Here is a 2,799-nt window from a genome sequence, read left to right on the forward strand (position 1 = left end):
TGTGAGGGTATATGTTACCGGTTATAACCTGCAGGTATTTGATAACTACTCGGGTTACGATCCGGAAGTGAGTACTAATAAAACAGGCGGTTTAACACCCGGTGTCGACTTTGGCGGTTATCCGCGGAGCCGATATTTTGTGGCCGGTTTAAATGTTTCATTGTAACGAAATCTGATTATGAAAACGAAATTAACATACCATACAACAGGTTTATTTAAATGTTTAACCGTAGTAATGATGCTGATCGGTTTTATGGCCTGTAAAAAAACACTTACCGAAGAACCTAAATCAGTTTTCGATGCAGATAAATTCTTCAATACGGCCGATGAAGCCAACCTGGCAACATTAGGTGTTTACGAGAGCATGAGCAACGGCAATACACTGGGTTTTTACTCTTCTATTTTGTACGAAAACGATAATGATATTGCGCAGGTGAGGGATCTGCTTACCACCGATTTCCGTGGAATTGCCCACTATGTAATTACGGCCGAATCGGTTTATATGCAATCAACCTGGCAAACTTATTATGAAGGTGTAAACAGGGCAAATCTTGTGATCGAGCGGATCCCACAGATGGCCATTTACAATGATAACAGCCAGCGTAAAACTTTAAACAGGTATTTGGGCGAAGCCAAGTTTCTGCGCGGTTTTTACTATGCAGAGCTGATACGCTTATTTGGCGGAGTGCCTTTAAAATTAACGCCAACAAAAGATGGCGACGAATTGCGCCTGCCAAAAAATACTACCACCGAAATTTATACACAGGTGATTAAAGACATGACTGAGGCGATCGATTTATTGCCGGATGGTAAAACTGCCGATGAGCGCATCAGTAAAATGGCGGCGAAAGGCATGTTGGCCCGGGTGGCTTTATTTGCCGGTGGTTATGCGCTGCAACAAAACGGACAGATGGAAAGACCTGCAAACTACAGGGATTATTATGCCATTGCACAGAAACAGACCAAAGACATTATGGATGCCAATTTGTATTCGTTAAACCCAAGTTTCGAGCAGTTTTTCAGAAACCAATGTCAGTTAAAGATCGATCCTTTTGAAAGTATGTTCGAAGTGGCACTTTACAACCTTACCGGAGGTACCGCAAATTCGGGCGTAATCGGACAGTGGAATGCACCTTTATCTGCAGCCATTAGCACATACGGACGTACCAATTCTTACGTGAAAACCACACCATTGTTCAGAAATATGTATACCTCCGGCGATTTACGTAGGGATGTTTCGGTAGCTACCTACCAGATTAATGCTACAGGGCAGTTTTTGGAGTATCCAGCAGCGCAGGACAATAATTTTACACCCGGAAAATGGCGTAGGGAATATCAGTCGTTACCACCAAAAGATTTGAATAACACAGATATCAATTATGTGATACTGCGTTATGCCGATGTATTGCTAATGCGTGCAGAAGCTGAAAACGAACTCAACGAAGGTCCGAATGCTGAAGCTTACAATGCCATAAACCTGGTGAGGAAAAGAGCATTTCCGGCTGATGTTTTTGGAAAAAAAATCATCAACATTAAATTAGGCGCACAGGGCAGCGGTTATACTTCGGCACCAACCGTAACCATTACCGGTGGCGGTGGAACGGGCGCTACGGCTACAGCGGTAATTAGTGCAACAACAAACCCAACAACCGGAGCAGTTACTGCGGGTGCAGTAGTAGGCATTAAAGTAACCAATTTTGGCAGTAACTATACCTCTGCACCAACCATTACCATTACCGGTGGGGCAGGTACAGGCGCTACGGCAACAGCCGAAATTACAGATACACAGATCGCGGCAGGTTTAAATAAAGCCGATTTTTTTACTGCGGTTAAAAACGAGCGTGCATTAGAACTGTGTTTTGAGGGCTTAAGGAAGTACGATTTGATGCGCTGGAATATTTTAGGTTCAACATTACGTGCAACAGAAGCTGCGCTTAAAACGTACCGCGCCAATTATCCCTACATCGCCGGAACCAATTTTAAAGACGGTAAAAATGAACTTTATCCAATTCCACAGCGCGAAAGGGATTATAACCCGAAATTGGTTCAAAACCCTGGATATTAATCAATGAAAAAAATACTGATCCTCTTGTTTTTAGCCTTTAATGCGCTGTTTTTAACAGGCTTTGCACAAAGCAATCAAAAGCCTAATATACTGCTAATCATCACTGATCAGCAAACTGCAGAGGCGATGAGTATTGCAGGCAATAAAGACCTGCATACCCCTGCCATGGATAGACTGGCGCAAAATGGAGTGCGTTTTACCAAAGCTTACTGTGCGCAACCGTTATGTACACCATCGCGGTCGGCTATTTTTAGTGGTAAAATGCCTTTTGAAACCGGTTTTGTAGGCAACGTACCCGAAAAAGACGGACAATGGTCTGATAGTTTGTTGATGATGGGCAAGATTTTTAAAAACGGTGGCTACCAAACAGGGTATGTGGGCAAATGGCATTTGCCTGTACCTACTACGAAGATCAGTCAGCATGGTTTTGAATATATTCAGAATACCAATTTCCTCGATTATAACGATGCGGGTACACCTGCTTATTGCGCCCGTTTTATTAAAGAAAATAAAGAAAAACCTTTTTTACTGGTGGCTTCTTTTTTAAATCCGCACGATATCTGCGAGTGGGCGAGGGGCGAAACTTTAAAAATGGATCTTTTGGACGATGCTCCTCCTGCTGATCAATGTCCGCAACTGCCTTCCAACTGGAAAATCCCGGTAAATGAGCCGCAGATTGTACGCGAGCAACAGAAAGTAAGTGCACGCACTTACCCGAGCATAAACTGGAATGC

General features: G+C 43.3%; 2 protein-coding genes. Both read left to right on the forward strand.

Going from position 1 to position 2,799, the window contains the following annotated elements:
* Positions 1-178 precede the first annotated feature (178 nt).
* Positions 179-2,065, forward strand: coding sequence for a RagB/SusD family nutrient uptake outer membrane protein (locus tag B2V92_RS22370; protein ID WP_293312302.1), 1,887 nt, complete (start codon positions 179-181; stop codon positions 2,063-2,065).
* Positions 2,066-2,068: 3 nt separating this feature from the next.
* Positions 2,069-2,799: sulfatase family protein (locus B2V92_RS22375; protein WP_293312304.1), on the forward strand; the 731-nt coding region annotated here is incomplete at its 3' end.

It is taken from the genome of Pedobacter sp. UBA5917, from assembly GCF_002432345.1.
In the GTDB taxonomy this organism is placed as follows: Bacteria; Bacteroidota; Bacteroidia; order Sphingobacteriales; family Sphingobacteriaceae; genus Pedobacter.

Excerpts from the sequence above, each read along its gene's own strand:
- B2V92_RS22370 (WP_293312302.1), top strand. The coding sequence starts at position 179 with ATGAAAACGAAATTAACATACCATACAACAGGTTTATTTAAATGTTTA.